The sequence below is a fragment of the Actinotalea ferrariae CF5-4 genome (assembly GCF_000603945.1).
In the GTDB taxonomy this organism is placed as follows: domain Bacteria; phylum Actinomycetota; class Actinomycetes; order Actinomycetales; family Cellulomonadaceae; genus Actinotalea; species Actinotalea ferrariae.
On sequence record NZ_AXCW01000312.1, the window covers coordinates 1 to 413 of the forward strand.

The 413-nt window shown below is 80.4% G+C and carries 1 pseudogene; it reads left to right on the plus strand.

The window, feature by feature from the left end:
* Nucleotides 1-413, plus strand: a pseudogene (locus N866_RS21585) (multicopper oxidase domain-containing protein); the annotation flags it as partial.

Below are 413 nucleotides of genomic sequence, written 5' to 3' on the forward strand. Positions count from 1 at the left end.
CCCGCCGGCGGCCGCCCGAGGGCTTCGCGCCCTGGTCGGTCGCGGTCGCCCTGGGCTGGTACGGCGTCGCCGTGGCCACGACCACGGTCGCGCTCGTCGTCGCCCCGGACTGGCCGCAGGCCCAGGCAGGGCTGCGGGCCGCGCTGCCCCTGCTCGCCGCGGGCTTCGCCGCGCAGGTCCTGCTCGGTGCGCTCTCTCACCTCGGGCCGATGATCCTCGGCGGCGGGCCCGCCGCGGTCCGCGCCGCCCGCGCGGTCGTCGAGCGCGGGGCCGGGGCCCGGCTGGTGCTCGTCAACGGCGGGCTCGTCCTCTTCGCGCTGCCGTCGCCGAGCCTCGTCCGGGTCGGGGCCTCCGTCCTGGCGCTCGGCGGGTTGGCCGCGACGCCGGTCCTGCTGGTGCGCGCGGGTGTCGTG